Annotated in this window: 28 protein-coding genes; 18 read left to right on the top strand and 10 right to left on the bottom strand. The window is 73.6% G+C overall.

The annotated features are described in order from the left end of the window. The first annotated feature begins 89 nt into the window (after positions 1-89). Entirely contained in the window at positions 90-458 is a 369-nt protein-coding gene (locus tag ACZ7BZ_RS10880) for a hypothetical protein (RefSeq protein WP_470358078.1), read from the top strand. A 52-nt stretch (positions 459-510) separates the two neighbouring features. Here the strand turns inward: ACZ7BZ_RS10880 and ACZ7BZ_RS10875 are convergent, their stop codons facing one another. Then, complete coding sequence (locus ACZ7BZ_RS10875) at positions 511-1,728, bottom strand: polysaccharide deacetylase family protein (RefSeq protein WP_470358268.1); 1,218 nt, start codon at positions 1,726-1,728, stop codon at positions 511-513. Positions 1,729-2,180: 452 nt separating this feature from the next. Between ACZ7BZ_RS10875 and ACZ7BZ_RS10870 the strand changes: the two genes are divergently transcribed. Further along, positions 2,181-3,164, top strand: coding sequence for an ATP-binding cassette domain-containing protein (locus ACZ7BZ_RS10870; protein ID WP_470358077.1), 984 nt, complete (start codon positions 2,181-2,183; stop codon positions 3,162-3,164). Next, a complete protein-coding gene (locus tag ACZ7BZ_RS10865) occupies positions 3,161-3,985 on the top strand; it encodes an ABC transporter permease (RefSeq protein WP_380457368.1) in 825 nt (274 codons plus the stop codon). Before ACZ7BZ_RS10870 ends, ACZ7BZ_RS10865 begins: the two co-directional genes overlap by 4 nt. 282 nt (positions 3,986-4,267) lie before the next feature. Here ACZ7BZ_RS10865 and ACZ7BZ_RS10860 read toward each other — a convergent pair whose 3' ends face one another. Beyond that, entirely contained in the window at positions 4,268-4,840 is a 573-nt protein-coding gene (locus ACZ7BZ_RS10860; protein ID WP_470358076.1) for an NADPH-dependent FMN reductase, read from the bottom strand. 319 nt (positions 4,841-5,159) lie between these two features. On the opposite strand from ACZ7BZ_RS10860, the gene ACZ7BZ_RS10855 reads away from it, so the two are divergent. The 3 genes from ACZ7BZ_RS10855 (at position 5,160) to ACZ7BZ_RS10845 (ending at position 8,103) form a co-directional block, all read left to right on the top strand. Next, complete coding sequence (locus ACZ7BZ_RS10855) at positions 5,160-6,071, top strand: pirin family protein (RefSeq protein WP_470358075.1); 912 nt, start codon at positions 5,160-5,162, stop codon at positions 6,069-6,071. Continuing rightward, a complete protein-coding gene (locus tag ACZ7BZ_RS10850) occupies positions 6,068-7,288 on the top strand; it encodes an MFS transporter (protein ID WP_470358074.1) in 1,221 nt (406 codons plus the stop codon). Before ACZ7BZ_RS10855 ends, ACZ7BZ_RS10850 begins: the two co-directional genes overlap by 4 nt. Positions 7,289-7,428: 140 nt before the next feature. Beyond that, the gene (locus tag ACZ7BZ_RS10845) at positions 7,429-8,103 is read left to right on the top strand and encodes a TetR/AcrR family transcriptional regulator (RefSeq protein WP_380457376.1); all 675 of its coding nucleotides are present in this window, start codon (positions 7,429-7,431) and stop codon (positions 8,101-8,103) included. Here ACZ7BZ_RS10845 and ACZ7BZ_RS10840 read toward each other — a convergent pair. Beyond that, on the bottom strand, positions 8,054-9,505 hold the full coding sequence (locus tag ACZ7BZ_RS10840) for an amino acid permease (protein WP_470358073.1): 1,452 nt from the start codon (positions 9,503-9,505) through the stop codon (positions 8,054-8,056). The genes ACZ7BZ_RS10845 and ACZ7BZ_RS10840 overlap by 50 nt on opposite strands. Positions 9,506-9,677: 172 nt before the next feature. Between ACZ7BZ_RS10840 and ACZ7BZ_RS10835 the strand changes: the two genes are divergently transcribed. Then, the gene (locus ACZ7BZ_RS10835; RefSeq protein WP_470358072.1) at positions 9,678-10,010 is read left to right on the top strand and encodes a hypothetical protein; all 333 of its coding nucleotides are present in this window, start codon (positions 9,678-9,680) and stop codon (positions 10,008-10,010) included. A 249-nt stretch (positions 10,011-10,259) separates the two neighbouring features. On the opposite strand, the gene ACZ7BZ_RS10830 is transcribed toward ACZ7BZ_RS10835, so the two are convergent. After that, on the bottom strand, positions 10,260-11,201 hold the full coding sequence (locus tag ACZ7BZ_RS10830) for a trypsin-like serine peptidase (protein ID WP_470358071.1): 942 nt from the start codon (positions 11,199-11,201) through the stop codon (positions 10,260-10,262). A 336-nt stretch (positions 11,202-11,537) separates the two neighbouring features. Between ACZ7BZ_RS10830 and ACZ7BZ_RS10825 the strand changes: the two genes are divergently transcribed. The 3 genes from ACZ7BZ_RS10825 to ACZ7BZ_RS10815 all read left to right on the top strand — a co-directional run bounded on the left by ACZ7BZ_RS10825 (position 11,538) and on the right by ACZ7BZ_RS10815 (position 15,239). Next, positions 11,538-12,566, top strand: coding sequence for a phosphotransferase family protein (locus tag ACZ7BZ_RS10825; RefSeq protein ID WP_470358070.1), 1,029 nt, complete (start codon positions 11,538-11,540; stop codon positions 12,564-12,566). Between the two features lie 5 nt (positions 12,567-12,571). After that, entirely contained in the window at positions 12,572-13,801 is a 1,230-nt protein-coding gene (locus tag ACZ7BZ_RS10820) for an acyl-CoA dehydrogenase family protein (protein ID WP_470358069.1), read from the top strand. A gap of 160 nt (positions 13,802-13,961) precedes the next feature. After that, on the top strand, positions 13,962-15,239 hold the full coding sequence (locus tag ACZ7BZ_RS10815; RefSeq protein WP_470358068.1) for an alpha/beta hydrolase family protein: 1,278 nt from the start codon (positions 13,962-13,964) through the stop codon (positions 15,237-15,239). Between the two features lie 8 nt (positions 15,240-15,247). Here the strand turns inward: ACZ7BZ_RS10815 and ACZ7BZ_RS10810 are convergent, their stop codons facing one another. Continuing rightward, positions 15,248-15,820, bottom strand: a complete 573-nt coding sequence (locus ACZ7BZ_RS10810; protein ID WP_470358067.1) for a helix-turn-helix domain-containing protein — start codon at positions 15,818-15,820, stop codon at positions 15,248-15,250. A 125-nt stretch (positions 15,821-15,945) separates the two neighbouring features. Here ACZ7BZ_RS10810 and ACZ7BZ_RS10805 point away from each other — a divergent pair, with 125 nt between their 5' ends. Beyond that, complete coding sequence (locus ACZ7BZ_RS10805; protein WP_470358066.1) at positions 15,946-16,578, top strand: class I SAM-dependent methyltransferase; 633 nt, start codon at positions 15,946-15,948, stop codon at positions 16,576-16,578. Between the two features lie 41 nt (positions 16,579-16,619). Here the strand turns inward: ACZ7BZ_RS10805 and ACZ7BZ_RS10800 are convergent, their stop codons facing one another. Further along, positions 16,620-17,036 (bottom strand): winged helix-turn-helix transcriptional regulator, encoded by a 417-nt coding sequence (locus ACZ7BZ_RS10800; RefSeq protein ID WP_470358065.1) that lies wholly within the window; start codon positions 17,034-17,036, stop codon positions 16,620-16,622. Between the two features lie 79 nt (positions 17,037-17,115). On the opposite strand from ACZ7BZ_RS10800, the gene ACZ7BZ_RS10795 reads away from it, so the two are divergent. Further along, positions 17,116-17,934, top strand: coding sequence for an NAD(P)H-binding protein (locus ACZ7BZ_RS10795; protein WP_470358064.1), 819 nt, complete (start codon positions 17,116-17,118; stop codon positions 17,932-17,934). Positions 17,935-17,964: 30 nt separating this feature from the next. Here ACZ7BZ_RS10795 and ACZ7BZ_RS10790 read toward each other — a convergent pair whose 3' ends face one another. The 3 genes from ACZ7BZ_RS10790 to ACZ7BZ_RS10780 are packed head-to-tail and all read right to left on the bottom strand — an operon-like array spanning position 17,965 to position 20,473. Continuing rightward, on the bottom strand, positions 17,965-18,936 hold the full coding sequence (locus ACZ7BZ_RS10790; protein WP_470358063.1) for an NADPH:quinone oxidoreductase family protein: 972 nt from the start codon (positions 18,934-18,936) through the stop codon (positions 17,965-17,967). Continuing rightward, positions 18,933-19,718, bottom strand: coding sequence for an SDR family NAD(P)-dependent oxidoreductase (locus ACZ7BZ_RS10785; protein WP_470358062.1), 786 nt, complete (start codon positions 19,716-19,718; stop codon positions 18,933-18,935). The genes ACZ7BZ_RS10790 and ACZ7BZ_RS10785 overlap by 4 nt, the downstream gene beginning before the upstream one ends. Beyond that, the gene (locus ACZ7BZ_RS10780; RefSeq protein WP_380457411.1) at positions 19,715-20,473 is read right to left on the bottom strand and encodes an SDR family oxidoreductase; all 759 of its coding nucleotides are present in this window, start codon (positions 20,471-20,473) and stop codon (positions 19,715-19,717) included. The genes ACZ7BZ_RS10785 and ACZ7BZ_RS10780 overlap by 4 nt, the downstream gene beginning before the upstream one ends. Positions 20,474-20,695: 222 nt before the next feature. Between ACZ7BZ_RS10780 and ACZ7BZ_RS10775 the strand changes: the two genes are divergently transcribed. Next, positions 20,696-21,322, top strand: a complete 627-nt coding sequence (locus ACZ7BZ_RS10775) for a TetR/AcrR family transcriptional regulator (protein ID WP_470358061.1) — start codon at positions 20,696-20,698, stop codon at positions 21,320-21,322. An 80-nt stretch (positions 21,323-21,402) separates the two neighbouring features. On the opposite strand, the gene ACZ7BZ_RS10770 is transcribed toward ACZ7BZ_RS10775, so the two are convergent. After that, positions 21,403-22,038, bottom strand: coding sequence for a LysE family transporter (locus ACZ7BZ_RS10770; protein ID WP_470358060.1), 636 nt, complete (start codon positions 22,036-22,038; stop codon positions 21,403-21,405). 206 nt (positions 22,039-22,244) lie between these two features. Here ACZ7BZ_RS10770 and ACZ7BZ_RS10765 point away from each other — a divergent pair, with 206 nt between their 5' ends. From ACZ7BZ_RS10765 to ACZ7BZ_RS10745, 5 genes are all read left to right on the top strand, one after another. Then, positions 22,245-22,874, top strand: a complete 630-nt coding sequence (locus ACZ7BZ_RS10765) for a maleylpyruvate isomerase N-terminal domain-containing protein (RefSeq protein WP_470358059.1) — start codon at positions 22,245-22,247, stop codon at positions 22,872-22,874. A 90-nt stretch (positions 22,875-22,964) separates the two neighbouring features. Continuing rightward, positions 22,965-23,336: a hypothetical protein gene (locus ACZ7BZ_RS10760; protein ID WP_470358058.1), complete on the top strand. Its 372-nt coding sequence runs from the start codon at positions 22,965-22,967 to the stop codon at positions 23,334-23,336. 512 nt (positions 23,337-23,848) lie between these two features. Then, positions 23,849-24,010, top strand: a complete 162-nt coding sequence (locus ACZ7BZ_RS10755) for a hypothetical protein (RefSeq protein WP_470358057.1) — start codon at positions 23,849-23,851, stop codon at positions 24,008-24,010. Between the two features lie 97 nt (positions 24,011-24,107). After that, positions 24,108-25,949, top strand: a complete 1,842-nt coding sequence (locus ACZ7BZ_RS10750; protein ID WP_470358056.1) for a RiPP maturation radical SAM C-methyltransferase — start codon at positions 24,108-24,110, stop codon at positions 25,947-25,949. After that, a complete protein-coding gene (locus tag ACZ7BZ_RS10745; RefSeq protein WP_470358055.1) occupies positions 25,946-26,521 on the top strand; it encodes a DUF5825 family protein in 576 nt (191 codons plus the stop codon). Before ACZ7BZ_RS10750 ends, ACZ7BZ_RS10745 begins: the two co-directional genes overlap by 4 nt. The last annotated feature ends 92 nt before the right edge of the window (positions 26,522-26,613 follow it).

Below are 26,613 nucleotides of genomic sequence, written 5' to 3'. Positions count from 1 at the left end.
CCTTCGCCTTACCTTTCGTGGGCCCGTGTCGTCGGGCTGGTGAGACCCTACCGATCCACTGCCCCCGGGCGGAAAAGAGGACCGTGACCATGGCGACCACCCAGGCGACGACGGCGCCGCGCACCTTCCCGTACCTGCGGGCCGCGATCGCCCTGCAGACCCTGACCATCCTCCTCCAGGCCGTCTCCGCCGGACTGCTGCTGGCCACCTCCTACGGGGAGACACTGCACGGCGTCGGCGCCCGGGTGATGTACGGGGCGTCGATGCTGTACCTGCTGGCGGCGGTGCTGGCGTGGAAGCCGGGCGGTGGGCCGGTGCGGCCGGTGTGGGAGGCGTCCGGCTTCCTGGCCCTCGCCTCGGCGCAGGTCGTGCTCGGCATCGCGCACGTGCCGGCCGTCCACCTCCCGCTGGGGGTGCTGATGTTCGGCCTGAGCCTGCTGGCGCTGGCCCGGCGCTGAGGGCCGCTCCGGAGGGCTTCCGGGGCCGCCCGCGCGGCCCGGAGCCCCGGGGTCACCTGGGTAGGCGGGACCAGTCGCCCGGTTGGCCCGGGTCGAGTTGGCGCAGGCTGTTGAGGACCTTCGGGTCCTGGGCGTCCAGCCAGTCGGCGACCTGGCGGAACGACACGCAGCGGACGCCGTCGCGGTGGCAGACGTCCTTCACCACGTCCGCGACGGCGTCCATGTAGATGCCGCCGTTCCAGTCCTCGAAGTGGTTCCCGATGAACAGCGGGGCGCGGCTGCCGTTGTAGACCCGGTTGAAGCCGGCGAGATAGCTGTCCCGGGCCTCCTTCTCCCACTCGTCGTACTTCTTCGGATCGCCCTTGGTGGAATTGCCGGACTGGCCCGCGAGGAAGTTGAAGTCCATCGACAGGCCCTGGGTGGACTTGGCCGGGAAGGGCAGCATCTGGAGCGGAAAGTTCCAGATGCCGTCCTTCTTCGTCGGCCAGACCTGGAACTCCCCCGGGGAGCTGGCGTCGTAGCGGAACCCGGCCGCCTTCTCCGCCTGGAGGAGGTTCTTCTGCCCCTCCAGACACGGCGCCCGCCCGCCGACCAGCTCCTTGGTGTAGTCGAAGGGCAGCGGCGGGAGATTCTGGTAGCCGGTGTTGGTCTTCCAGTTGGTGACGAAGGAGACCGACTGGTCCAGCTCGCTCTTCCACTCCTCGGTGCTCCACTCACCGCCGCCCTTCGCCCCGCAGAAGTGGCCGTTGAAGTGGGTGCCGATCTCGTTGCCGTCCAGCCAGGCCAGCCGCAACTGCTCCAGGGTGTCCTTGATGTGGGCGTCGGTCGCGTAGTCGATGGACGCGGCGCCCGGGTCGTGCTGGGGCGGGTGGTAGAGGCTCCGCTTCGACTTGGGGAGGGTGTAGAGGCCGGTCAGGAAGTACGTCATCCGGGCGTTGTTGTCCGCGCCCAGCTTGCGGAACCGGGAGAACAGGTGGTCGTCGCCCTCCAGGGCGCCGTCCCAGGAGAAGACCACGAACTGCGGCGGCTGCTCACCCGGTTTGAGCTTCTCCGGCTTGGGCTGCTTGGGCTGCGGGCCGGTGTAGGAGGTCGAACCGTCACCGATCACCTTGACCTGGCCGTCCCAGGTCGGCGTCGCGCTCGGCTCGGGCGCGGGGGCTCCGGCGGCGGGTTCGGGCTCCGGTGTCGTCGGGTCGGGGGCGGCGGCGTTCGGTCTGCCCTCCGAGAACGAGTCCCCCGTGGTCAGCGTGAGGGACGCGACGACCCCCATGGCCAACAGGACGGCTGCGCCTCGAGCGGTCCGCACGTGATCCCCTTCGCTCAGCCGACGGTTCGATCATTCGATCAACAGGGCACTCATGTGATCGATGACGTGAAGGGTGGGAAAGGTTGCTCGGATCGCCGAAGAGATTTTCGAGCGGAGCGGCCCCGGTTCTGCGGACAGATCGAGTCTCAGGGCGGATGGTGGCGCCCTGTGCCCGATTGTGTGCTCAGCGTGCGCCGGTTGCGGAGGTGGTCGTGGCGGTGCCGGGGCTGGTCGGCGCGCGTTGGGGGCCGAACGGCTCAGGCGCGGCAGTGGTCCGCGGCGGATCGTGGAGAGCAGTGAGACGGGCGGGGTGACCGCGGCGAAGGCTGCGGGGCTCGGCGCGACCCGGGCATTCTCCAGCGAAAGGGCGCTCGCGCCGAACGCACCCTCAGAGGATCGAGGAACGGAGTGGACTGATGGGCCAGGCAGCGATCGCCGTCTCCGGGCTGAGCAAGCGCTACGGTTCGCTGCTCGCGCTGGACGACGTCGATTTCGAAGTCCCCCAGTCCACGGTGTTCGGGCTGCTCGGGCCGAACGGCGCGGGCAAGACCACCGTGATCCGCATCCTGACCACGATCCTCCACCCGACCGCGGGGCGGGCCGAGGTACTGGGGCACGACGTGGGGCGCGAGGCACGGATGGTCCGCCGCCTGATCGGGCTGGCCGGACAGTACGCCGCCGTCGACCCCAACCTCACTGGCATCGAGAACCTGCGCCTGATCGCACGCCTGACCCACCTGCCCAGGCCCCTGGGCCGCCGCCGGGCCGACGACCTGCTGGAACGCTTCGACCTCGCCGACGCGGCCGACCGGCCAGTGCGCACCTACTCCGGCGGCATGCGCCGCCGCCTGGACGTGGCCGCCGCCCTCGTCGCCCGCCCACCGGTGCTGTTCCTGGACGAACCCACCACCGGACTCGACCCCGGCAGCCGCAACGCCCTGTGGGACCTGATCAGGGAACTCGTCGCCGACGGCACCACAGTCCTCCTCACCACCCAGTACCTGGAGGAGGCCGACCGCCTGGCGTCCCGCGTCGCCGTCATCAGCGAGGGACGCGTCATCGCCGACGACACCCCCGCCGCCCTCAAGGAAAGCCTCGGGGACACCGTCGTCGAACTCGGCATGGGCGACCCTGCCCGCGCGGAACGCGCCGCAGACCTTCTCGCGCCGAGGCTGACCCGGCCACCCGAACGCGACGGCTCCCTGCTGCGCCTGACCTCCCGCGACGGCTCGGACCTCGTGCTGGGCGCCCTGCACAGCCTGGACGCGGTGAACCTCACCCCGCGCACGCTCTCGGTGCGCGAGCCCAGCCTGGACGACGTCTTCCTCTCCCTGACCGGACACCGCACGCCGGACGGCGAGACCCCCGAGTCCCGCGAAACCCCTGGAGGGACCCCGTGACCGCCACCGCGCGTCCGCTGCGCTTCCCGACAGTGCGCGACAGCGTGATCGATCGCCTGTCCGAACCGGTCCAGGACGCACTCGCGGTTGCCGGACGGAACCTGATCGCCCTGCGCCGTGTGCCGCGGCTGCTGGTGTTCTCCACGATCCAGCCGCTGGTCTTCGTCCTGATGTTCCGCTACGTGTTCGGCGGGGTGATCGGAAGCAGCCTCGGCAACGTGCCCTATGTCGACTTCCTCATGCCCGGTATCTTCGTGCAGACCGCCGTGTTCGGGGCCATGAACACTGCCATCGGTCTGGCCACCGACATGCGCACCGGGCTGATGGAGCGGTTCCGCTCGCTGCCGATGGCCCGGTCCGCGGTGCTGTCCGGCCGCACGCTGGCAGACCTCATCCGGAACGTGTTCGTGGTGGCGATGATGACGGCGGTCGGCTTCGCCGTCGGATTCCGCATTCACACCAACGTGCCGGCGTTCCTGGCCGGGACGCTGCTGGTCCTGGCTTTCGGCTTCGCGATGTCCTGGATCTTCGCCGTCGTCGGGCTGGCCGTCGGCGATCCGGAGACCGCCCAGGCCGCGGCCTTCCCCGTGCTCGCGCCGCTGGTCTTCGCCTCCGCCGTGTTCGTCCCGGTGCACACCATGCCGGGCTGGCTGCAGGCTTTCGCGGCCAACCAGCCGGTATCGCTGAACGCTGAGGCCGTCCGCGCGCTCGTCCTGGGCGGACCCACCGCCTCGTACGTGTTCCAGGCCCTGGCCTGGGACGCTGGCATCGTGGCCGTCTTCGCCCCGCTGGGCGTATGGCTCTACCGGCGGGCGGTCTGATCCGCACAGCCGGCGGGGGAGGCCGTCCGCCGGTCCGGCGGAGGGTGCCGCGCCGAGCGGTTCGCCGGGCCCGCCGCGGCACCTGCGGCGGTCGGGCCGCCTCCTGCGGAGCGGCCGAGGAGCGGCCGGGCGCGAGGGCGCCGCAGGTGTGGCGAAGCCCCGCCGGAGCCCGAGGGCGCCCGGCGGGGCTTCATGCCGCGTGGGGGCGGCGGGTTTCGGGGCCGTCGGGCGCCGGTGGGGCGCCGGTCGGGCGTCGGACCCGGGTATCGGGCCCGGGGCGGGTCATGAGCGGGCGGCGTCGATCTTGCCCTGGAGGGCGGTGAGCAGGCCCTTGAGGATGCCGATGGTGCCCTCGTCGGTCAGCGTGCCCTCCTCGTCGAAGCGCTCGTGCGAGCGGAAGGCGACGAGTTCGGGCTTGACCACGACGTCGCTGTCGGTCCAGACGAAGACCTGGCGCAGCGCCAGCTGGGCGCGGACGGAGCCGAAGTTGGTGGGGGCGGCGCCCATGATCGCGGTGGGCTTGCGGTGCAGCGGCAGGCCCTCGGTCTTGCTCCAGTCGGTGCTCAGCCAGTCCAGGGCGTTCTTGAGCACGCCGGGGATCGAGTAGTTGAACTCCGGGGTGGCGATCAGCAGGCCGTCGGCCTCCAGCACCTTGCGGCGCAGCTCCTCGACGACGGCGGGGCGCACGCCCGGGTGGTCGAGGTCGTAGTCGTAGGGCGGGATCTCGCGCAGTCCGTCGTAGATCTCGATCTCCATGCCGGCCGGGTCGAGCTTCCGGGCGGCGCGCAGCAGCGCGGTGTTGTGCGAGTCGGCGCGCAGCGAGCCGGAGATGGCGAAGACCTTGGACGCGCTCATGGCGGTGCTCCTTGCGGTGTGGGTGCGAGTACGGGTGCGGGTGGCCTGCCCGCGGTGCGGAACGGGGGCGGGGCGTGTGCCGGGCCGGGCCGGGCTGGTGTTCCGGTGCCGGAACGGGAGCGGGGCGGGGCGGGGCGTGTGCCGGGCCGGGCCGCGCTGTCGTTCCGGTGCCGGAACGGGAGCGGGGCGGGGCGGGGCGTGTGCCGGGCCGGGCCGCGCTGTCGTTCCGACGCCGAGAAATCTAAACCGTTCAGTTCAATGCGTCAACCAGACGGTTCAGTCTTGACTCTGGACTGAATCGTGTAGTTCAGTTTCCGGCATGACGCCGACTCAGCTCGCCGCGGCCCAGGCCGCCCCCGCCCGCCCGACCGCTCCCGTCCGATCGACCGCCACCGTCATCGATCCCGTGCACACCTTCGAAGGCGCTGGCTTCCCCGTCCGCCGCCCGTTCCCGGTGGCCGAGCTCCCGATGCTCGACCCGTTCCTGATGGTCGACCAGACCGGCCCGCTGCTGCTCGCCCCCGGCGAGGCCAAGGGCGCCCCCGCCCACCCGCACCGCGGGTTCGAGGCGGTCTCCTACCTCATCGAGGGCTCGATGGACTGGGCCGACTCGACCGGCCGGCGCGGCACCAGCGTCGCCGGCGAGGTCGAGTGGCTCACCGCCGGCGCCGGCATCGTCCACTCCAACGAGCCGACCGCCGAACTGCTCGGCCACGGCGGCCGCCAGCACATGCTCCAGATCTGGGTGAACCTGCCGGCCCGGCTGAAGGACCTCCCGGCCCGCAGCCAGAACCAGGGCCCCGACACCATCCCGGTGGTGCACACCGAGGACGGCAGCCGGATCAAGGTGATCGCGGGCCGCAGCCACGGCGTCGCCGGCCCCTTCGAGACGCACCTGCCGGTCCTGCTCGCGCACGCCGTCCTGCCCGTCGGCGGGCGGGCCGAGTTCACCGTGCCGGCCGGTCACAACGCCGCCGTCTACGTGCTCTCCGGCGCCGTCGAACTGCCCGACGCGCCGCTGGCGGACGGCCAACTCGCGGTGCTGGCGCACGACGGCGAGCGGATCGTCGTCGCCGCGCCGGACGGTCCGGCCGAGGTGCTGATCCTGGCCGGCGAGCCGATCGGCGAGCCGGTGGCCCGCGGCGGCCCGTTCGTGATGAACACCGAGGCCGAGCTCCGGCAGGCCCGACTCGACTTCTCGAACGGAAAGTTCGGGAGCATCCCGGCATGAGCTCGGGAGTGCTGGACACGGCGGCGGGGGCGGGTGCGTTCCCGCCGGAGCCGGCGGAGGGCGGCACCGGCCGGGGCGTACAGGGGTCGCTCCGGACCGGTCTGCTCCTCGCGTCGGTCGCCGCCCCGGGGGCGGCCGGGCTCTCCAGCCCGAGCCTCGTCCTGCCACTCATGGCGCGGGAGCTGCACACCGGCCCCGGCCCCGCCGCCTGGCTGATGAGCGGCTACGGGCTCGGCATGATGCTCGGTACCCCGCTACTCACCGCCACGGCCGGGCGGCGCGGCCCTCGGGCGCTGCTGCTCGCCTCCGCGGGGGCGCTGGTGCTCGGGGCGCTGGTCACGCTCGCCGCCGGAGCGGACCTCGGCCCGCTGATCGCCGGGCGCGCTCTGCAGGCGGTCGGTGCGGCCGGGTTCAACGTGGCCGCCTTCCAGCTGGCCGCGCGCCAACCGGACGGACGCGCCTCCGGGGTCGTCGCGATCGGCAGCGCGGCGGGCGGCACCGCCGGGCTGTTCATCGGCGCGGCGGTGGCGGCCGGGCTGGGCTGGCGGGCCTGCCTGGTGCTGCCGGTGCTGACCCTGGCGGTACTGCCGGCCGTACTGCGGGGGTGCGTCGGACCGGGCACGGTCCCGGTCGTGGGCCCGGCGGCCGGGGCCGGACCGGAGCCGGCGCGGGGCGTGCGGGCGGCGAGCCGCTCCTTCCTCGGCCTGGACGCCCTGGCGGTGCCGCGCTTCCGGGCCGTCGCGGCGGTGATGCTGGTCCTGGCGACCGTCAACTTCGGCCTGGTCTACGGCGCACCGCGACGGGCCGCCGCGCTGACCGGCTGGAGCGCCGTCCAGACCGGCGCCGTCGGCTCGCTCGCCGCCCTGACCGGCGCGCTGCTCTCCTGGTCGCTGGTGCGCGCCGCGCCCCGGCTGGGCCTGCGGCGGACCACCGGCCTGCTCCTCGGCGTCTCGTTCGCCGGACTCGCGCTCGCCGCGTTCGGCCCCTGGGCGCCGCTGGTGCTCCTGGGCACCGGGGCCAGCGCCTGTGTCAACGCGGGCGGCCAAGGCGTCCTGACCGGTGCCGCCGCCGAGGCCGTGGCACCGCAGCGGCGGCCGGAGGCGATCGGGCTGTTCAACCTGGTCTTCCTGCTCGGTGCTGCGCTGGGCCCGCAACTGGCGGCGTCCGGCGAGCGGATCGCCGCGCTGGGTCCGTACCTCGCCTCGCTGGTGCACTGACCGGGCGCCGGACGCGCCGATCGGGCCCGGCGCCGGGCCCGTCACCGCGCGCTGCACCGTACGCCGCGCGCCCAACCAAACCGTTCAGTTTCCTATACTGGCCCGTATCGTCTCCCCCCGAGCACCCGAGGAGAACCCAGATGGCCGCCGACAGCCCCCAGCCGACCGACGAGTTCGGCATCCCGATCATCCCGGGGCCCACCGACGCCGCCCAGCGACGCCGGCAGGCGATCATCGACGCCGCACTCGCCGAGTTCCTCAAGGAGGGCTACTCGGCCGCCTCGATGGACGCCATCACCGCCCGCTCCGGCGTCTCCAAGGCGACCATCTACAAGCACTTCGGCAGCAAGGAACGGCTCTTCCTCGCGGTGATCGGCGGCATACTGCCCACCACCTACGAGGACCTCAAGCCGTGGAACTCCACCATCGCCGAGGCCGACGACCTGCGCTCCGCGCTCATCACCCTCACCCTCGACTGGACCCGCATCCTGCTGCGCCCCGACATCATGTCGCTGCGCCGCCTGGTGATCGGCGAGATCGACCGCTTCCCCCAGCTCGGCCAGCTCTGGTACCGGGTCAGCTACGACATGAACAACGGCCCGCTGATCGCGGCATTCGCCGAACTGGACCGCCGCGGCGTGCTCGCCGTGGACGACCCGGCGCTGGCCGTGCAGCAGCTGGTCGCCTGCACGGTGGGCGTGCCGCAGCTGGTGCGGACGTTCAGCCCGGAGGCCGAACTGGACGAGGCCGGGATGCACCGGATGATCAGTTCCGGGGTCGACCTGTTCCTGGCGCGGTACGCACGCGAGCGGTGACCCCGGCGGCGGGCCCGGCGTCCGGGTCCGCAGTCACGGCCGGGCCCACGGCCGCCGGAACGCCGGCCGCCGGTTCCACGGCTGCCGCATCGCCAGCCGTCGGTGCCCTGCCCGGCCCGCGCCGGAGCCGCCGCACCCCGGCTACCAGCAGCAGCACCGCCGTCCACGCGCCGGTGCAGAGCACCTGGCTGCGGCTGCCCGGGTCCACCAGCATGAACACCAGCACCCCGGCCACCGCCGCCAGCGCCAGGTACCCCAGGTACGGGAAGCCGCGCATCGGGGCCGTCCTCGGCCCTCCGCGCCCGCGCCCGTGCAGTCGCAGGTGGGACGCGGCGATCAGGATCCAGACCACCAGGATCGCCGTCCCGATCGAGTTCAGCAGGAACGGGAAGACGGTCTGCGGCCACAGCAGGCTGAGCACCACCGACGCGAAGCCGAACGCGGCCGAGGCGAGCACGGCCCGGCCGCTCCCGACGGCGTCCTGCCCGCCCCGGCGCCGGGTCAGCAGGCGCGGTGCGTCGCCGCGGGCGGCGAGGGCGTGCAGCATCCGCGAGGAGCCGTAGATGTTGGCGTTCATCGCCGACAGCAGAGCCACCAGCACGACCGCGTCCATCAGCTGCGCCGCGCCCGGTACCCCGATCCGGCCGATCGCCGCCGCGTACGGGCCGCCGGCGACCGCCGGGTCGTCCCACGGCACCACGGTGACGATCACCGCCATCGAGCCGATGTAGAACAGTGCCACCCGCCAGAGCACCGTGCGCACCGCCCGGCGCACTGCGGCCACCGGGTCCTCGCACTCGGCTGCGGCAATGGTCACCGTCTCCAGCCCGCCGTACGCGAACACCGCCGCGAGGGTGCCCACCGCGACCCCGTGCCAGCCGTGCGGCAGCAGCCCGCCGTGCCCGGCCAGGTTCTCCACCGCCGGAGTCCGGCCGGTGAACACGGCAGCTGCGCCCAGCAGGACGAACACGCAGATCGAGGCCGCCTTCACCCCGGCGAACCAGAACTCCAGCTCACCGAAGTGCCGCACGCCCGCCAGGTTCGTCCCGGTGAACAGCGCCATGAACACCGCCACCCACGCCCAGGCCGGCACCTGCGGCAGCCATCCCGCCATGATCCGCGACGCCCCGATCGCCTCCGCGGCCACGCTCACCACCAGCAGCGCCCAGTACATCCAGCCGGCCAGTAGCCCGGCCCACGGCCCCCAGGCACGGGCTGCGTGCGCGGAGAACGACCCGGAGCCGGGACGGGCGGCCGACATCTCGCCGAGCATCCGCATGACCAGCACGGTCAGCGCCCCGGCCACCACGTACGACACCACGATGCCGGGCCCCGCCGCGGCGATCCCGACACCGGAGCCGACGAACAGCCCGGCCCCGATCGCACCACCCAGCGCGATCATGGCGATATGGCGCTGCCTCAGCCCACGACCGACCGATCGGTCCTCGGACATTACGACTCCCCCCGTTGTGATCCAACCGGAGGAGATCCTGGCCCCGACCCCCCGTCGTGATCAAGCCCCCCGGCCGACCCGTCGTGGTGCGGTGGCGATGAGGGTCCGGCGGAGGTCGACGGTGCGGGCGGAGTCGGCGGCCGGGCAGGGCGGCGGCCTGCTGGTTCCGGCGCGGGGCCACCGCGTGGCCGTCACCGGACCTGACGCGGACCAGCTGGCCGCCTTCGCCGCGTCGGCCGGAGCGGGCGAGCGGCTGGTCGTGGTGGACGGCTGGGGCCGATCGGACAACGTCATCGCCAACGCCGGTTTCTCGCTGCCCGGTAACCTGGAGGGCCACGCCCCCGAGGACATGCGCGCCATGGTCCTCACCAACGTCCCGGGAACGTCCCGGGTTCGGCCCTGCTGGTGCGGGAGACCCTGCCGGACCCCAGGGAGCCCAAGGGCCGGATCGTGATCGTCGGTTCGGTCGCACCCCGACGCCTCGCCGACGATGACCCCCGAGCAGATCGCCGACACGATCGCCTTCGCCGTCAACCAGCGCGTGGGCGTGGACATCAACCGCATCACCGTACGGCCGACCGGCCGGCTCGGCTGACGCGGCGTCCCCAACGGCCTGGCGACGAAGGCGGCTTCGGCCTGCACCGCGTACCAGGTGGCGCGGGCCGAAGGCATGCCGGGAGCGGCCTCCCGTGGCAGGGGGCCGTCACTCCAAGACGTAGCCAGGGGTCGGGCCCGCGGGTGGGGTGCCGGTGGTGGCGGCCCGGTAGAGGGTGCGGAGGGCGGAGGTGAAGGGGGCGCTGTAGGAGACCTGGGGAGTGTTGCCGCCGGTGTGGTAGCCGCCGATGAGGCCGATCACGGCCCAGCCGCCGAACCACGGGACGAGCATGGGGCCACCGGAGGTGCCGCCGGTGAAGCCGTCACAGGCGATGCGTTCGAAGGCGCCCGGGTCGGAGGGGTCGTCGCTGGGCCAAGTGGTCGTCCAGCTGAGGCACTCCACCGGCTTCTGGGCGCCGCCCGGGTAGCCGATCATCCGGACCGGGGCGTGGACGTACCCCGTGTCGGTGAGGAGCCGGACGGCGCCGACGGCGTCTTCGAGGCGTTGGCCGTCCTGGTTGGGCTCGGTCACGGCGAAGCCGAAGTCGTAGGCGGCGCCGGCGTGTTCGCCCCGTTCGTAGTACTCCTGGGCGAGGTAGACGCCGTTCTCCTCGACCGGGAAGATGCCGAACGGCTTGAGCCCGTCGTGGTACTGGGGAACGAAGCCCAGGTGCCGCTCGGGGGAGGTGCCGGCGTAGCCCTTGAGGCAGTGGCCCGCGCTCAGCACCAGGTCGTGGTCCGGGCTGTGGACGACGGAGGCGCTGCAGGTGCGCCCGGTGCCGGTGGCGTCGGTCCAGAAGAAGGCGCCGGCCTGGGGGATCCCGTCGAAGCTCCGGCTCGGGGGGATGTACTCGTCGGGGCGCGGGCCGTCGGCCGTGGGCTGGGCGGCCCTGGCGTCCAGGGGGACGGCGGCGGCCATGCGGGCGGGGGTCCAGAAGGCGCTGAGCTGTGCGGCGGTGGCCGAACGGCCGGTGGTGGCGGAGGCGGCCGGGGCGAGTCCGGCGGCGGAGAGGAGGACGGCGGCGGTGGCTGTGGCGAACCTGGACGCCATGGGTGGTCCCTTCTGGTCGGGTGAGACGGTCGTCGATGTGGGCCCCCGCACAGTGTGGGGTGCCCAGCTCGGAGCCCGGCTCACCCTGACGGGGACCAGTCAGCTGACGGCACGTCGGAAGGTCTCGGCGTCCTCGGGGCTGAAGAATCGCCGGATGCGGGCGGAGGAGCCGGGAGCGTCTCCGGCGAGTTCGGCGACGTCCGACCTCCTCGTTCCTCCTCCCGCGAGCCCCCGGACCGGCCGGTCCAGGGGCTCGCGGCATTGACACGGCCCCTTCTCCGTTGAATGCTAAGCAAGCGCTTAGTCAATGATCCGCTTTCCCCGAGGAGCCGCTCGATGGCCGAGACCCCCGCTGACCCGCCCGGACTGGATCTGGCCCGGCTCCGCTCCCACCTGGACGCGGAACTTCCCGGCCTCCTCCACGGGCCGCTGCGGGCCGACCTCATCGAGGGGGGCCGCTCGAACCTCACGTACGTCCTCACGGACGGCCGTTCCCGCTGGGTCCTCCGCCGCCCACCGCTCGGGCACGTCCTGGCCACCGCGCACGACATGGGCCGCGAGCACCGGGTGATGTCGGCCCTCCGGGACACCGACGTCCCCGTCCCCGAGATGCTCCTCATCGACCACGGCACCGACGTCCTCGGCGCCCCCTGGTACCTCATGGAGCACGTCGACGGCGTCGCCCACCGCTCCCGCAAGGCCCTCCTCGCCCTCGGTGAGGACCGGGTCACCGCCCTCGGCCGACGCCTGGTCGAGACCCTCGCCGCCCTGCACAAGATTGACCCCGCCACCGTCGGCCTGGCCGACTTCGGCCGCCCCGACGGCTACCTGGAGCGCCAGCTGCGCCGCTGGTCCACCCAGTTGGAGAACTCCCGCAGCCGCGATCTCCCGGACCTCGACCGGCTGCACGCCCTGCTCGCCGAGCACCCACCCACCTCGCCCGCCCCCGCCCTCGTCCACGGCGACTACCGCCTCGACAACGTCCTCGTCGACGACACCGATGCCATCACCGCCGTCCTCGACTGGGAGATGTCCACCCTCGGCGACCCGCTCACAGACATCGGCCTCCTCGTGATGTACACCGAACTCGCCGGGGTGGGCGGCGGCATCATCCCGTCCGCGATGACCGCCCCCGGCTTCCCCAAGGCCGACGAGATCGTCTCGTACTACGCCCAACTGACCGGCCGTCAGGCTGCCGACCTCGACTGGTACGTGGCCTTCGCCTCCTTCAAGCTGGCCGCAGTCGCCGAGGGCATCCACTTCCGCTTCCAGCAGGGCCGTACCCTGGGCGCCGGTTTCGAGCGCGCCGGTGAGATGGGCCCGATCCTCGCTCGGCACGGCCTGAGCACCCTCAAGGAGGGCTAAGAACCATGGACTTCGCGTACGACTCCCGCACCGAGGAACTCCGCGAGCAACTCCTCGCCTTCATGGCCGAGCACGTCCACCCCGCCGAGACCACTCTCGCCCGCCAGCTCGCCGACCCGGCCCGCGAGCCGTGGAGCGTCCCGCCGGTGGTCGCCGACCTCCAGGCGGAGGCCCGCAAGCAGGGCCTGTGGAACCTCTTCTTCGTGGACAAGCACAGGAATCCGGGTGAGCACGGCGCCGGCCTCACCAACCTCCAGTACGCCCCGCTCGCCGAGATCACCGGCCGCAGCATCCAGTTGGCCCCGCCCGCCCTGAACTGCGCCGCCCCCGACACCGGGAACATGGAACTCCTCGCCCAGTTCGGCAGCGCCGAGCAGAAGGAGCGATGGCTGCGCCCCCTGCTCGACGCCGAGATCCGCTCGGCGTTCGCCATGACCGAGCCCGAGGTGGCCTCCTCGGACGCGACCAACATCGCCACCCGGATCGAGCGGGACGGCGACCAGTACCTGATCAACGGCCGCAAGTGGTACATCACCGGGGCGATGAACCCGGACTGCAAGCTGTTCATCGTGATGGGCAAGACCGACCCGGACGCCGCCCCGCACCGCCAGCAGAGCATGGTGATCGTGCCGCGCGACACCCCGGGCGTCACCGTCAAGCGCGGTATGACGGTCTTCGGCTACGACGACGCCGACCACGGCGGTCACGCCGAGGTGCTGTTCGAGGACGTCCGCGTCCCGGTCGAGAACCTGATCGGTGAGGAGGGCGGCGGCTTCGCCATCGCCCAGGCCCGGCTGGGGCCCGGCCGGATCCACCACTGCATGCGGGCGATCGGTCTCGCCGAGCGGGCGCTGGAGCTGATGTGCCGCCGGGCGAACGAGCGGGTGGCCTTCGGCCGTCCGCTGGCCGAGCAGGGCGTGGTGCAGGACTGGATCGCCGAATCACGGGTCCGCATCGAGCAGTTGAGGCTGCTGGTGCTCAAGACGGCCTGGCTGATGGACACCGTCGGCAACCGGGGTGCGCACACCGAGATCCAGGCCATCAAGATCGCCACGCCGCGTACGGTGGAGTGGATCCTCGACAAGGCCGTCCAGGCGCACGGCGCGGCCGGGGTCAGCCAGGACACCCCGCTCGCCCAGCTGTGGGCCGGCAACCGCACCTTGCGGCTCGCCGACGGGCCGGACGAGGTGCACAAGCGCTCGCTGGCCCGGCGGGAACTCAAGCAGTACCGCTGACCCCCCGGGTCGCCGTGTGCCGGGGCGCGCCGGGGGTCTCGCCCACCGTAGGGGTGTGATACCCGGGTACTCAGGGGGAGTTGGCTCCCGGGTATGACGGCCCGGCCCCCGCTCCGCCCGTAGCGTCTCCTCCGTGACCGATCAGGACGAGGAGACAGCGATGAGCAGGCGGGGACGGGCCGTGGCGGCGGTACTGCTGGCGGCGACGGCGACGTTGGGCGTGGTCGGCGCACCGGGGGCGGTGGCGGCGCCGGCCGACGGCGGCGGGCAGCGGCAGGCCAGGGCCTGGCTGCCGCAGCCCACCGGGCCGTACCCGATCGGCACGACGTCCCTCCAGCTCACGGACGACGCCCGGGACGACCCCTGGAAGCCCGGGCAGCACCGCAGGCTGATGATCAGCCTCTGGTACCCGACCACCCGGCCCGCCACCGGCGACGACCGCGCGCCGTACATGCTCCCCGCCGCCGCCGACCACTTCGGCAGCGCCGGGAGCGTCGGCCAGGGCAACAACGGCTTCGAACCCGGCCGCACCGACTGGGCGGGCATCCGCACCCACGCCCGCGCCGACGCGCCCGCCCTGCCGGGCGGCAAGCGGCCCGTCGTGCTGTACGAGGCGGGCTTCGGCGACCCGCGCACCTGGGGCACCGGCCTGGTGGAGGACCTCGCCTCGCGCGGCTACGTCGTCGTCACCGTCGACCACACCTACGAGGCCTCCGAGGTCGCCTTCCCCGACGGGGACCTCGCCACCTCCGTCTTCCCCGCGCTGATGACCAAGCCCGGACTCGACATCGGCGCCCTCCTGCGCAAGATGCTGCAGAGCCGGGTCGACGACACCCGCTTCGTCCTGGACCAGCTCTCCGGGCTGCGCCGCGACCGGCAGCTGCCGACCGGCCTCGCCGCCTCCCTCGACCTCGATCGGATCGGCATGGTCGGCCACTCCGGGGGCGGCTCCGCGGCCCTCCAGACCATGCACGACGACCCGCGACTCAAGGTCGGCGTCAACCTCGACGGCCAGCTGCACTTCCCCGGCCCGGACGGCCGGACCGGCGTCTTCCTGCCCACCGTCGCCCAGGACGGCCTGACCCGGCCCTTCCTGCTCATGGGCACCCAGAACCCCGACTCCGGCAGCTACCACCAGCAGCCCGGCTGGGACGCCCTGTGGCAGCACAGCAGCGGCTGGCACGCCGACGTGACCCTCACCGGCTCCCGGCACGGCTCCTACACCGACGCCCAGTCCCTGCTGCCCCAGCTCGCCCGGCAGGGCGCGATCAGCGGGACGCAGCTGACCGACGACGTCGGCGACGTCCGCCCGGACCGCGCGGTGTCGGCCACCCGCTCGTACGTCGCGTCGTTCTTCGACCGCTGGCTGCGCGGCCACGACGACCACCTGCTGGACGGGCCCTCGGCGCGCTTCCCGGAGATGACCTACGAGCGGTAGCGGCGGGATCAGGGCGTGCGGGCCCGGAGGTGGGCCCGCTCGCCCTGGTGGCCGAAGAGGACGAGGAGTTCGACCGTCCGCTCGCCGTCCGGGCCGAGCCAGTGCGGCACGTGGGTGTCGAACTCGGCGGCCTCGCCCGCCCGGAGGACCAGGCTCTGGTCGCCCAGCAGCAGCCGCAGCCGGCCGGAGAGCACAAAGACCCACTCGAAGCCCTCATGGGTCATCAACTCCGGCTCGGTGCCGGGCCGGGGCGGGATCACCAGCTTGTGGGCCTGGACGCCGCCGGGGTGGCTGAGCGGCACGTACGTCATGCCGTCCCGGACCACCGGGCGCAGGTGGATGCGAGGGTCCCCGGTGCGCGGCGCGCCGGCCAGGTCGTCCAGGGGAACGGCGTGCACCTCGGCGAGCGGCAGCAGCAGCTCCAGGGTGGGCTTGCGGGTGCCGCCCTCCAGCCGGGAGAGGGTGCTCTCGTTGATGCCGGTCCGTTCGGCGAGGTCCGCCAGGGTCATCCCGCGTCGGCGGCGCAGCTCGCGCAGCCGGGGGCCGACGGCGGCCAGGACGTCCTTCTTCGCGTGGTCCACGCCGCTCAGGTTGCCGAAACGGCATGGGGCGTTGCAAGCCCGGCAGGGCGCGCGGCACCGTCGGTGGCAGCCGGGCCGGCGCGCGATGCCGGCCGCGAACCCCGTCGCCTGACGAAAGGCCCCCGATGCACACCGACAGCGACCCCGCGACCTTCTGGGAGACCCACTACGCCGGCCTGGACGCCGAGTGGGGCACCCGGCCCAACGCCGTCCTGGCGGAGCTGGTCACCACCCTCGCGCCCGAGCCCGGCACGGCGCTGGACCTCGGCTGCGGGCACGGCGGCGACGCGCTCTGGCTGGCCGGCCTCGGCTGGGACGTCACCGCCGTCGACATCGCCGCCACCGCGCTGGACCGGGTCGCCGACCGGGCCCGGGCCGCGGGGGTGGCCGCGCTGGTCCATCCCGCCCGCCACGACCTGGCGCGGAGCTTCCCCGAGGGGGCCTTCGACCTGGTCGGCGCGAGCTACTTCCACACGCCCGTCGAGCTCCCCCGGGCCGCCGTACTGCGCCGCGCCGCGGCGGCGGTGGCGCCGGGCGGGCTGCTGATCGTCGTGGACCACGCCTCGGTGGCCCCCTGGTCCTGGCAGGCCGGGCAGGACGTGCGCTTCCCCACCCCCGAGGAGGCCCTCGCCGAGCTGCGGCTCGGCGCCGGCTGGCACACCGAGCGCTGCCACGCGCCGCAGCGCACCGCCACCGGCCCCCAGGGGCGGAGCGCGACCGTCACCGACAACGTCATCGCGGTGCGGCGGACGGGCTGAGGCACGCGGTCGTGCCCGCCGGCCTCCGGGCGGGCGTCGGCTCAGCGGATCTCGGAGCCCGGGTTGGCCTCGTCCCACTGCTGTCGGGAGGTCACGATCGCGTCGTGGTGGGAGTAGGACCAGTCGACCATCGCCCGCACCAGGTGGGTGAGGCTGTGCCCGAGGGGCGTCAGCTCGTACTCCACCTGGGGCGGGACGGTCGGGTGGACGGTGCGGGAGACCAGGCCGTCGCGCTCCAGCCGGCGCACCGTCAGGGTCAGCATCCGCTGCGAGATGCCCGGCAGGGCGCGTTGCAGCTCGCGGAACCGCCGTACGCCCTGGGCGAGTTCGACCACGGCCAGCACGGACCACTTGTCGCCGAGCCGGTTCAGCAGGTCGCGGATCCCGCAGTCCACGTCGTCCTCGCACCAGACGACCGGGCGGGGAGCGGTGGTTACCGCGGTGTGCCCTACTGACATGGAAGTGCCTCCTTACGCCGGACGCCCAGGCTACCGAGGATGGACCCGTCCCCAGCGGTCGCACGTCCCAAGGAGAACCATGCTGCTCGTCACCGGTGTCAACGGAGGCCTCGGCACCCTCGTACTGGAGAGGCTCGGCGCCCGGGAGGGCGTCGTCGCCGGGAGCCGGACGCCGGAGCGGGTGGCGGCCGAAGTACCCGTCCGGCTGGTGGACTTCGACCGGCCGGAGACCCTGGCCGAGGCCTTCGAGGGGGTGCGGACCCTGCTGCTGATCTCGGCCGGCGCCGCCGAGGACGACGTGGTGATCGCCCGGCACGGCGCCGCGATCGAGTCGGCCGAGCGGGCGGGCGTCGAGCACGTCGTCTACACCAGCCTGTCCGGCGACGGCGACCACCTGCCGTACGCGCTGGCGCACCGGTGGACGGAGCGGCGGCTGCGCGCGTCCGGCACGCTGCGCTGGACGGTGCTGCGCAACGGCCTCTACGCGGAACTGCTGGCCGCGATCGCCGCGCCCGGCCCGGACGGGGTGATCACCGCACCGCTGGGGGCCGGCCGCTTGGCCGCGGTGGCCCGGGCGGACCTCGCCGAGGCGGCGGTGAACGTGGCCCTGGCGCCGGCCGGGCACGCGGGGCGGACGTACGAGCTGGTGGGGGAGGAGGCGGTGGGCGGCGCGGAGCTGGCCGAGGCGCTCGGTGCCGAGTACCGCCCGGGCCGGCTCGCGCAGGCCCGGGCCGTAGTGGCGGCCTCGGACGCCTCCGACTTCCAGGTGCCGATGCTGGTGGGCACCTACTCGGCGATCGCGCACGGCTTCCTGGCCGGGCCCGGCGAGGCGGGCGACCTGGCGGCGCTGCTGGGCCGCCGGCCGCGCCCGGCCCTGGAGGTCATCACGGGGCGGTAGCCCCACGCCTGAATCCAGGCGCCCATGAACTCAGTCGCCCAGGACGGCGATCCGCCCGGTGCTGCGCCCGTCGGCGACCAGCTGGACGGCCGCCGCGGCCTCGGCCAGCGGCACCCGGGCGCTGACCAGCGGACGGACCACGCCCTGGTCGGCGAGCTCGGTCAGCTGGTCGTGGGCGGCGCGGACCGCCCGCGGGTCGTGGGTGTTGTAGAGGCCCCAGTGCAGGCCGAGGATCGCGTAGTTCTTCACCAGGGCGTGGTTGAGCGCCGGTGCCGGGATCTTCCCGGCCGCGAAGCCCACCACCACGATCCGGCCCTCGAAGGCCACGCACTTGGTGGAGCCGGTGTAGGCGTCGCCGCCGACCGGGTCGAAGACCACGTCCGCACCGCGCCCGCCGGTGAACTCCTTGACGGCGGCGACGAAGTCCGCGCCGGTGCGGTCCACCACCAGGTCGGCGCCGAGCGCCCGGGCCGCGTCGGCCTTCGCGGGCCCGCCGACCACGGCGACCACCCGGGCCCCGGCGGCCCGGCCGAGCTGGACGGCCGCGCTGCCGACCCCGCCGGCCGCCGCGTGCACCAGCAGGGTCTCCCCGGCCCGCAGCCGGGCCCGGCGGTGCAGGGCGAACCAGGCGGTCTGGTAGCCGATGTGCAGCGCCGCCGCCTCGGCGTCGTCCAGCGCCTCGGGCGCCGGGAACGCCGCCGCGGCGTCCAGCAGCGCGTACTCGGCGAAGGCACCGTGCGGCAGCACCGGGTTGCCGATCAGCCGCTCACCCCGCCGGGCGCCCTCGGCGACCTCGCCGCACAGCTCCACGCCCGGGGTGAACGGCAGCGGCGGACGGACCTGGTACTGCCCGCGCACCATCAGCGCGTCCGGGAAGTTCACCGCCGCCGCCCGGACCCGGACCAGCAGCTGCCCCGGCCCCGGCACCGGCCGGGCGACCTCCTCGGCCAGCCGCAGCACGGCGGCCGGCTCGCCCAGCTCGTGCACCTGCCAGGCCCTCACAGCGCCCCGCCCTGCTCCAGGCCCTGCTGGAGCCGGTTCATCCCGGCGATCCAGCGGTCCGGCTCGGTGGCCCGGGTGCGGTAGAACTCGGCGGTCTCCGGGTGCGGCAGGATCAGGAAGCGGTCCTCGCGCAGCGCGTCCAGCGTCGCCTCGGCGACGGCCTCCGGGTCCAGCGCGGTCGGCGCGAGCAGCACCTCGCCGACGGCGCCGGTGGAGGCCAGCATGTCGGTGCGCACCCCCTGGGGGCAGAGCGCGTGCACCCGTACGCCGCGGTGGCGGTAGGTGGCGGAGAGCCACTCGGCGAAGGCGAGCGCGCCGTGCTTGCTGACCGCGTACGGCGCCGATCCGAGCATGGTGAGCAGCCCGGCGGCGGAGACGGTGGCCAGGAAGCGGCCCTGGCCGCGCTCCAGCCAGCGGGGCAGCAGCAGCTCGGCGGCCCGGACGTGGGCCATCACGTTGACCTCCCAGGCGCTCGCCCAGGCCGCGGCCGGTGCGTCGGCGCCGCCGGTCGGGGCGACGCCGGCGTTGGCGCACCACAGGTCGATCTCGCCGAGTTCCGCGCGGGAGCGGTCGACCAGGGCGGCCAGACCGGCGGCGGAGGCGGCGTCGCCGGGCAGGGCGGTGCCGGCGCAGTCCGCGGCGACCGCGTGGGCGGCCTCGGCGTCCAGGTCGTTGACCACCACCCGGGCACCCGCCGCGGCGAAGGCCCGGGCCAGCGCGGCGCCGATGCCCCGGCCGGCGCCCGTGACCACCACGCCCTGGCCCTTCAGGTCGGCCGTCACATGCCACCGCCGAGCGTGACCCCGCCGTCCACCACCAGGGTCTGGCCGGTGATCCAGCCGGCCTCGGGGGAGAGCAGGAACGCCACCGCGCCCGCGACGTCCTCGGGGACGCCGAGCCGGCCCAGCGGATAGGCCTTGGCGACCTTCTCCTCCCGGCCCTCGTAGAGCGCCTCGGCGAACCTGGTCTTCACCACGGCCGGGGCGACGGCGTTGACCCGGATGCCCTGCGGGCCCAGCTCGGCGCCCAGTTCGGTGGTGAGCCGGATCAGCGCGGCCTTGCTGACGCCGTACATGCCGATCCCGAGCGAGGCGCGGATGCCGGCGATCGAGGCGACGTTGACGATCGAGCCGCCGTGCTCACCCATCCAGGCGGCGTGCGCCCGGCGGGTCCAGGCCAGCGGGCCGAGCACGTTGACGGCGAAGATCTTGGCGGCGGCGGCCTCGTCGGTCTCCAGGACCGGCCCGTACACCGGGTTGATGCCGGTGTTGTTGACCAGGTGGTCGAGCCGTCCGAAGGCCTCCAGGGTGCGGGTGACCGCCTCCTCCTGGTGGGCCGGGTCGTCGGCCTTGCCCGCGACGGCGATCGCGTTGTCCGGGCCGCCCAGGTCGCGGACGGCCTCGGCGAGCGGCTCGGGGTTGCGGGCGGTGAGGCAGACCTTGGCGCCTCGGTCGACGAGTTCCCGGGCGATGCCGAGGCCGATGCCGCGGCTCGATCCGGTCACGACGGCCACCCGGCCCTTGAAGGAGTGCACCACGGAGGGTCCTGCCTTTCCGGTCTGCCCTGCTCTGGATTGCTGACGGTCTGGGGTTCGCTGATCAACCCGGGTCCGCTGATCAGTCCGGGGTTGCTGACTAAGCGCTTGCTCAGCATGGTGTCGGTGGGGGAGCCTGTCAACAGTCCGACCGGCCCCCGCCCCCGCCCCGACGCCGGACGGCCGACGGGAAAGCCTGTACGAGTTCTCTGCGAGGATGACGCCATGACCAGCACGCCCATCGCCGACCTCTGGCCGACCCTGCCCGGCGCCGACACCCGCCCCGAGGCGGCGTACCGGCTGCTCCAGGCGGCTGTCGAGTCGTTCGCGGAGCGCGGCTTCCACGCCACCACCACCCGGGACATCGCCACCGCGGCCGGGATGAGCCCCGCCGCGCTGTACATCCACTACCAGTCCAAGGCCGCCCTGCTCGCCGAGATCAGCCGGGCCGGGCACGCCGCCACCCTCACCCTGGTGCGGGAGGCGGCGGCCGGGGGCGGCGGCCCGGCGGAGCGGATGCGGCGACTGGTCGAGCAGTTCACCGCTTGGCACGCCCGGGCCCGGACCGTCGGCCGGGTGGTCAACTACGAACTGCACGCCCTGCCCGAGGACGACTACGCACTGGTCGCCGCGCTGCGCCTGGACATCGAGCGCGAGGTCAGCACCCTGATCGAGGCGGGCGCGGCGGCCGGGGAGTTCCAGGTCTCCGAGGTGCGCACGGCGGCCCGCGCGGTCACCTCGCTGGGTATCGACGTCTCCCGCTGGTACACCGAGCGCTCCTCCGAGACCCCGGAGGAACTCGGCCGCCGCTACGGCGAGTTGGTGCTGCGGATGCTCGGCGCCAGGATCTGACCGAACCGAACGAACCGAACGAACCGAACGAACTGACCGACCGAACCGAACCGGCTCGCCACCGTCGGCTGCCGCCGAGGTCACCCCAGCAGCAGCCGCAGGGCGAGCCCGCCGACCAGGGCGGCCGAGCCGAGGGCGGTGTACAGCCGGCCGCGGGCACCGGTCAGGGACCGGCCCAGCAGGGCGCCGCCGGAGGCGAGCAGCAGCTGCCAGCTCGCGGAGGCGGCGAAGACGGCGAGGGTGAACACCGCCCGGGCGAGCGGGCCCGAGGTGTCGCCGGCCCGGCCGTCGCCGCCCAGGATCAGGGCGGCGAAGTAGAGCACGGTGAGCGGGTTGAGCAGGGTGATCCCCAGCATGGTCAGGAAGGCGCGCACCGGGCCGGGCGGGGTCGGCGCCGTCAGGGTGCCCGGGGTGCCCGGGGAGCGTCGGGCACGCAGGGCGGTGACGGCGGTGCGGACGGCCAGGGCGAGCAGCACCACGGCCGAGGCGATCCGCAGCGGACCGGCCGCCGGCGCCAGCAGCGGCGCGAGGCCGCCGCCACCGACGGCCGCGAGCAGCGCGTACAGCCCGTCCGCGGTGGCCACGCCGAGGGCGGCGCAGGCCCCCGTGCGCAGTGAGCTCCGCGCGGTGAGCGCCACCAGGTAGGCCCCGACGGCCCCCACCGGGACGGCCACGCCGTACCCGGCGAGCAGCCCCGCGAGCAGCGCGGCCCTCATCCGCGGGCGCGGTCGCGCCTCCGGGTGCGGCCGGGCTGCTGCTGGACGGCGGCCGGGCGGGCGGTGGCGGTCAGGGGCAGCGGGCGGGCGGAGGCGTAGGTCATGGGCCGATGGTGGCGGCCGGACCGCAGGGGTGCAAGGGGTTTTTCCCGGGGTGGAAGGTACCGTGGGGGTGTTCCGGTGAACGGTGGTTCGAGGAGGAGACGATGGGCAGTCAGAACACCAGCGTCAACGAGATGTTGGCCGAGGCCTGGTCGTCCTGGGCGGAACGCGGAGCGGCCCTGAGCGCGGCGGACTGGGACCGGCCCACCCGGCTGACCGAGTGGACGGTGCGGGACCTCTACGCCCATGTGGCGCCGGTACCGGAGCAGTTCGCCGGGTTGCGCGCCATCGTGGTCGACGGCCCGGCCGGGCTGACCAGCGGGGCGGACATCCTGCGGACGTTCAACCAGCCGGGCGGGCTCGCCCACACCGCCGCCGGCCAGGTCGCCGAGTTGGCCAAGGAGGCCGCGAAGGCGATCGAACCGGCAGCGCTGATCGCCCGGTTCGGCGCCGAGGGGCCGGCCGCCCTGGCCGGCATCGCGGACCTCGCGTCCGACACGGTGGTGACGCACCCGCTGCTCGGGCCCGTGACGGTGGGGGCGCTCGGCGAGGTCGCGCTGATGGAGGCGACCGTCCACCTGCTCGACCTGATCGCGGCGGTCGGCGGCCCGGCCCCGGCCGAGGGAGCGCTGCACTTCACCCGTGCGCTGCTGGCCGAGGCCACCGACCCGGTGACCTTCATCGAAGCGGCGGCGGGCCGCAGTTCGGCGCCGGTGCTGCCGATCATCCGCTGAGCCGGACGGCGGCGCCAGCCGCGCGGGCACCGTACCCGCTGGTCGGCCGTATGATCTGGTCCGGAAGAACGGCAGGCTGGGGGGACGTCGATGAGCTCGTTGTGGGACCTGTGGTGGCTGGCGCCCGCCGTCCTGTACGGGGGCGGGAACATCGTCAACCGGGTGCGCCGGGACATCAAGGACCGGCACGAGCGCAAGCTCGAACTGCTCGACGCCCAGCACCAGCAGCGCCTCGCCCTGGAGGAGGCCCACCGGCCGCCCGAGCCGGTCTGCGGCTGCACCCACCACCTGGCCAAGCACGACCGGCAGGGCCGCTGCCACGAGGTGGTCGAGACGCCCACCGCCTGGGACGCCGACCGCCGCCCGGTGAGCTTCGAGCCCGGGCAGTGCAACTGCCAGCAGTACGTGGGGCCGGAGCCGCTGGGCACGGTGTTCGCGCCGGAGCTGACCGACCGGCCGTAGGGCGTGTCCGACGATTCCCGCCGGGCGCGCGACGCCGGGGCACGCGCCTCGCCGCGTGGTCGCCGGTCGCCGACGGCCCCCGGCCTTCGACCGGGAGGTGCCCCCACCGCACGGACTCCCTCCTCCGCCTTGCGATGCACGCACCCCGACGCCGCGCGCTGATCCGACGCGAACTGTCAGACACGCCCTGAGCGGCTCCCCGGCCCGCGGGGAGCCGCCGGCGGACCGCTTTGCCGGATCACCGGATCAGCCGAGCGCGAGGGCGCTCAGCCGGTCGTCGCCGGCGAGCTCGGCGCCAGGGTAGGGGGATCGCCTCATCGGCGCCCGCGACGGCACCCGTCTTCGAGGCCCGCCCGCGCGAGACCCGTACAGAACCGTGCTGTACCCGCATCGGTCGTCCCCCTGCGCGGCTATTCACCAGTAACCATTTGCCGATTAAAGTGACTTGGCGTGCGAGCCCGGAAGCGAGTGAACGTCCGGGTCGTCGCGCGCCACTGCCCGTAGGAGAGGAGGTGACCACGATGCAGATCACCAAGACCGTGATGAGCAGCGGGGCTTCGAACTCGACTCCGCGGATCGACGCGCCGCCGGTGTACCGGATCGACGCCCCACCGGCCTACCGGATCGATGCTCCCCCGTCCCGGGTCGATTCGTCCGCCGACCGGGAGAACTGAGCCGAAGCCAGGACAGACTGTTCGACGGTCGGGGCCCCACCCACTGCGGGGTCCCGACCCGACGCGGGAGCGGAGTTTGAGGCTGAGCCTGGTGTCGATGCCGTGGCAGCTGCTGGAGCTGCCCTCGCTGGCGATCGGCATCCTGCGCCGCCGCGTGGCACTGACCCGGCCGGAAGCCGAGGTCTCCGAGGTGCACGCGGCGATGGACTGGGCCGCGTTCCTGCTCGCCGAGAGCGGTGGGGACCTCACCCCGCACGACTACACGCACGTCGCGGAGACCGGCCTGCACCACGGGCTGGGGGACTGGGTGTTCGCCGGGGTGCTCTACGACGACGACCACTGGCGCGAGTTCGAGCTCGACCACTACGCCAAGGCCAGTGGCGTCGACATCGAGGTGGTGCGCAGGATGCGCCCCTTCGCGCGCCCCTTCGTCGAGCAGGTCGTCGACGAGATCCTGAGCGCGGACCCGGACGTCGTGGGGTTCACCACCACGTTCATGCAGAACGTGCCGAGCCTCGCGGTCGCCCGGCTGCTCAAGCAGCGGCGCCCCGACGTGCGGACCGTCATGGGCGGAGCGAACTGCGACGGACCGATGGGCGCGGCACTGCACCGCAACCACCGCTTCGTCGACTTCGCAGTCCGGGGCGAGGGCGAACTGGCCTTCCCGGCGCTGCTGGGCCACGTCGCCGCGGCCACCCGGCCGCTCGACGTTCCAGGGTTGTGCTGGTGGGACGGCGACCGGCCGGTGGCGAACCCCGAGAGCGCCGCGCAGGTCCCGCCCGGCCTGATCCCCGCCCCCGACTACACCGACTGGCAGCGCGCCCTGGAGGCATCGCCGACGCGCACCTTCGTGGAGCCCAAGCTCGCAGTCGAGGGAGCGCGCGGCTGCTGGTGGGGGGAGAAGCACCACTGCACCTTCTGCGGGCTCAACGGCTCGGCCATCGCCTTCCGCAGCAAGGACGCCGACGCCGTGTGGCAGGAGGTGTCCGACCTGGTCGAGCGCCACCGCATCCTGGACCTGGTGATGGTGGACAACATCATGGACATGGGCTACTTCGGTGACCTGCTGCCGCGGATGGCCGCCAGTGGCTGGGACCTGCGGGTGCACTACGAGGTCAAGTCCAATCTCCGCCCCGACCAGCTCGACCTGCTCGCGGCAGCCGGGGTGGTGCACATCCAGCCGGGCATCGAGAGCCTCAACGCCCGGGTGCTCGACCTCATGGACAAGGGCGTCGGCGGTGCCCGGAACGTGCGCCTGCTACGCGACTGCCACGACCGCGGCCTGACGGTGAGTTGGAACTACCTCTACGGCTTCCCCGGGGAACGCGACGCGGACTACCGGGCCGTGATCGACCAGATGCCCGCGCTGGTGCACCTCCAGCCGCCGGGCGGCACGATACGCATAGCGCTGGAACGATTCAGCCCGAATTTCGAACGCCCGGAGCTGGGGTTCGCCGAGCGGACCCCGTCCCGCGTGTACGACCACATCTACGATCTGCCTCCGGAGGAACTGGCGGACCTGGTCTACCTGTTCGACACACCGCCGCAGGGGATCCGGGGCGAGGTCGAGGCACGGCTCCACCGAGCGGTCGAGGCGTGGCAGGCCGCCCACGCCGCCTCGTCCCTGGTGGTGGTGGCCGACGCCGACGGCGAGGTGCGGATCGCCGACCGCAGGCACGGCTGGTCGGCGCGCGACCACCTACTGCGCGGTCTGGACGCTGCCGTGTACCGGCTCACCGAGCGGGTCCGTACCCCGCGGTCCGTGCACCGGGCGCTCGCCGAGCGGGGATGGCGGGCGTCGGAGGAGGAGGTGGCCGCGGCGCTGGTGCGCCTGGCGGGACTCGGGCTCGTCTATCGCGACGGGGAGGACGCCGTGGCACTGGCGGTGCGGGACCTCCCGGCGCGCGTCTTCCCGGAGTCGTGGGAGGGAAACGCGTGACGGCGGTGTTCGGTGACCGGGCGGCAGAGCTGTTGCGGAGACACGACCCCGGCCACGGCGCCACGGTGGAGCGCGGTGCCATCCTCGTGCGCGACGAGGTCGACCTCGGCGGGGACCCAGGTGCCACCCTGGCATTCCTGGCGTTCCTGCGGGTCTGCCTGGAGGAGGGCGTGGCGGTCCGGTGGACGGCCACCGGCGGCAGCGAACTCGATACCGCGCCGCTGCGCCACCTCTGGCCGCCGCGCAGGATCGCCGGGCTCACGGCCGACCGCCGGCGAGCCTGGGAGGAGGCGTTCCGGTACGGGCTGTGCTACTTCCGGCGGGGGCCGGGGTTCATCACGGTCAAGGACGCCCGGGCGGAACGTGACGTCCATCTGATGCTCGACCACCCGGATCTGATCGCCACGTTCCTGGCCGGACGCACTCCGCTGGCGGTCGGTCTCCTCACCGAGACGCAGCGGGAGGCGGCCGGTCTGCTGTCGGCGGAGGACTTGATGTACGGCCTCGGAGACTCGCTACTGACCCTGCCCACGCACATGCGCCGCTGGCCCGTTCCGTTCAGCGCGGTGTGAGCGGGCCTGTCGCGGCGGCGGTTGGCGCTGGGCCCTGCAGTGGTGCGGCTGATCGGCGAGGGCCACCTGGTCGGCTTCCGGCTTCCGGCTTC

It is taken from the genome of Kitasatospora sp. NPDC036934 (assembly GCF_055608425.1).
This window is presented reverse-complemented; position numbering and strand designations above follow the sequence as displayed.

Coding starts and splice junctions, on each gene's coding strand:
- ACZ7BZ_RS10760 (WP_470358058.1), top strand. CDS start 22,965: ATGAGCTCGTTGTGGGACCTGTGGTGGCTGGCGCCCGCCGTCCTGTAC.
- ACZ7BZ_RS10815 (WP_470358068.1), top strand. CDS start 13,962: ATGAGCAGGCGGGGACGGGCCGTGGCGGCGGTACTGCTGGCGGCGACG.
- ACZ7BZ_RS10800 (WP_470358065.1), bottom strand. CDS start 17,036: ATGTCAGTAGGGCACACCGCGGTAACCACCGCTCCCCGCCCGGTCGTC.
- ACZ7BZ_RS10820 (WP_470358069.1), top strand. CDS start 12,572: ATGGACTTCGCGTACGACTCCCGCACCGAGGAACTCCGCGAGCAACTC.
- ACZ7BZ_RS10860 (WP_470358076.1), bottom strand. CDS start 4,840: ATGAGCGCGTCCAAGGTCTTCGCCATCTCCGGCTCGCTGCGCGCCGAC.
- ACZ7BZ_RS10855 (WP_470358075.1), top strand. CDS start 5,160: ATGACGCCGACTCAGCTCGCCGCGGCCCAGGCCGCCCCCGCCCGCCCG.
- ACZ7BZ_RS10840 (WP_470358073.1), bottom strand. CDS start 9,505: ATGATCGCGCTGGGTGGTGCGATCGGGGCCGGGCTGTTCGTCGGCTCC.
- ACZ7BZ_RS10805 (WP_470358066.1), top strand. CDS start 15,946: ATGCACACCGACAGCGACCCCGCGACCTTCTGGGAGACCCACTACGCC.
- ACZ7BZ_RS10795 (WP_470358064.1), top strand. CDS start 17,116: ATGCTGCTCGTCACCGGTGTCAACGGAGGCCTCGGCACCCTCGTACTG.
- ACZ7BZ_RS10750 (WP_470358056.1), top strand. CDS start 24,108: ATGCCGTGGCAGCTGCTGGAGCTGCCCTCGCTGGCGATCGGCATCCTG.
- ACZ7BZ_RS10870 (WP_470358077.1), top strand. CDS start 2,181: ATGGGCCAGGCAGCGATCGCCGTCTCCGGGCTGAGCAAGCGCTACGGT.
- ACZ7BZ_RS10845 (WP_380457376.1), top strand. CDS start 7,429: ATGGCCGCCGACAGCCCCCAGCCGACCGACGAGTTCGGCATCCCGATC.
- ACZ7BZ_RS10825 (WP_470358070.1), top strand. CDS start 11,538: ATGGCCGAGACCCCCGCTGACCCGCCCGGACTGGATCTGGCCCGGCTC.
- ACZ7BZ_RS10775 (WP_470358061.1), top strand. CDS start 20,696: ATGACCAGCACGCCCATCGCCGACCTCTGGCCGACCCTGCCCGGCGCC.
- ACZ7BZ_RS10765 (WP_470358059.1), top strand. CDS start 22,245: ATGGGCAGTCAGAACACCAGCGTCAACGAGATGTTGGCCGAGGCCTGG.
- ACZ7BZ_RS10770 (WP_470358060.1), bottom strand. CDS start 22,038: ATGAGGGCCGCGCTGCTCGCGGGGCTGCTCGCCGGGTACGGCGTGGCC.
- ACZ7BZ_RS10830 (WP_470358071.1), bottom strand. CDS start 11,201: ATGGCGTCCAGGTTCGCCACAGCCACCGCCGCCGTCCTCCTCTCCGCC.
- ACZ7BZ_RS10880 (WP_470358078.1), top strand. CDS start 90: ATGGCGACCACCCAGGCGACGACGGCGCCGCGCACCTTCCCGTACCTG.
- ACZ7BZ_RS10875 (WP_470358268.1), bottom strand. CDS start 1,728: ATGGGGGTCGTCGCGTCCCTCACGCTGACCACGGGGGACTCGTTCTCG.
- ACZ7BZ_RS10850 (WP_470358074.1), top strand. CDS start 6,068: ATGAGCTCGGGAGTGCTGGACACGGCGGCGGGGGCGGGTGCGTTCCCG.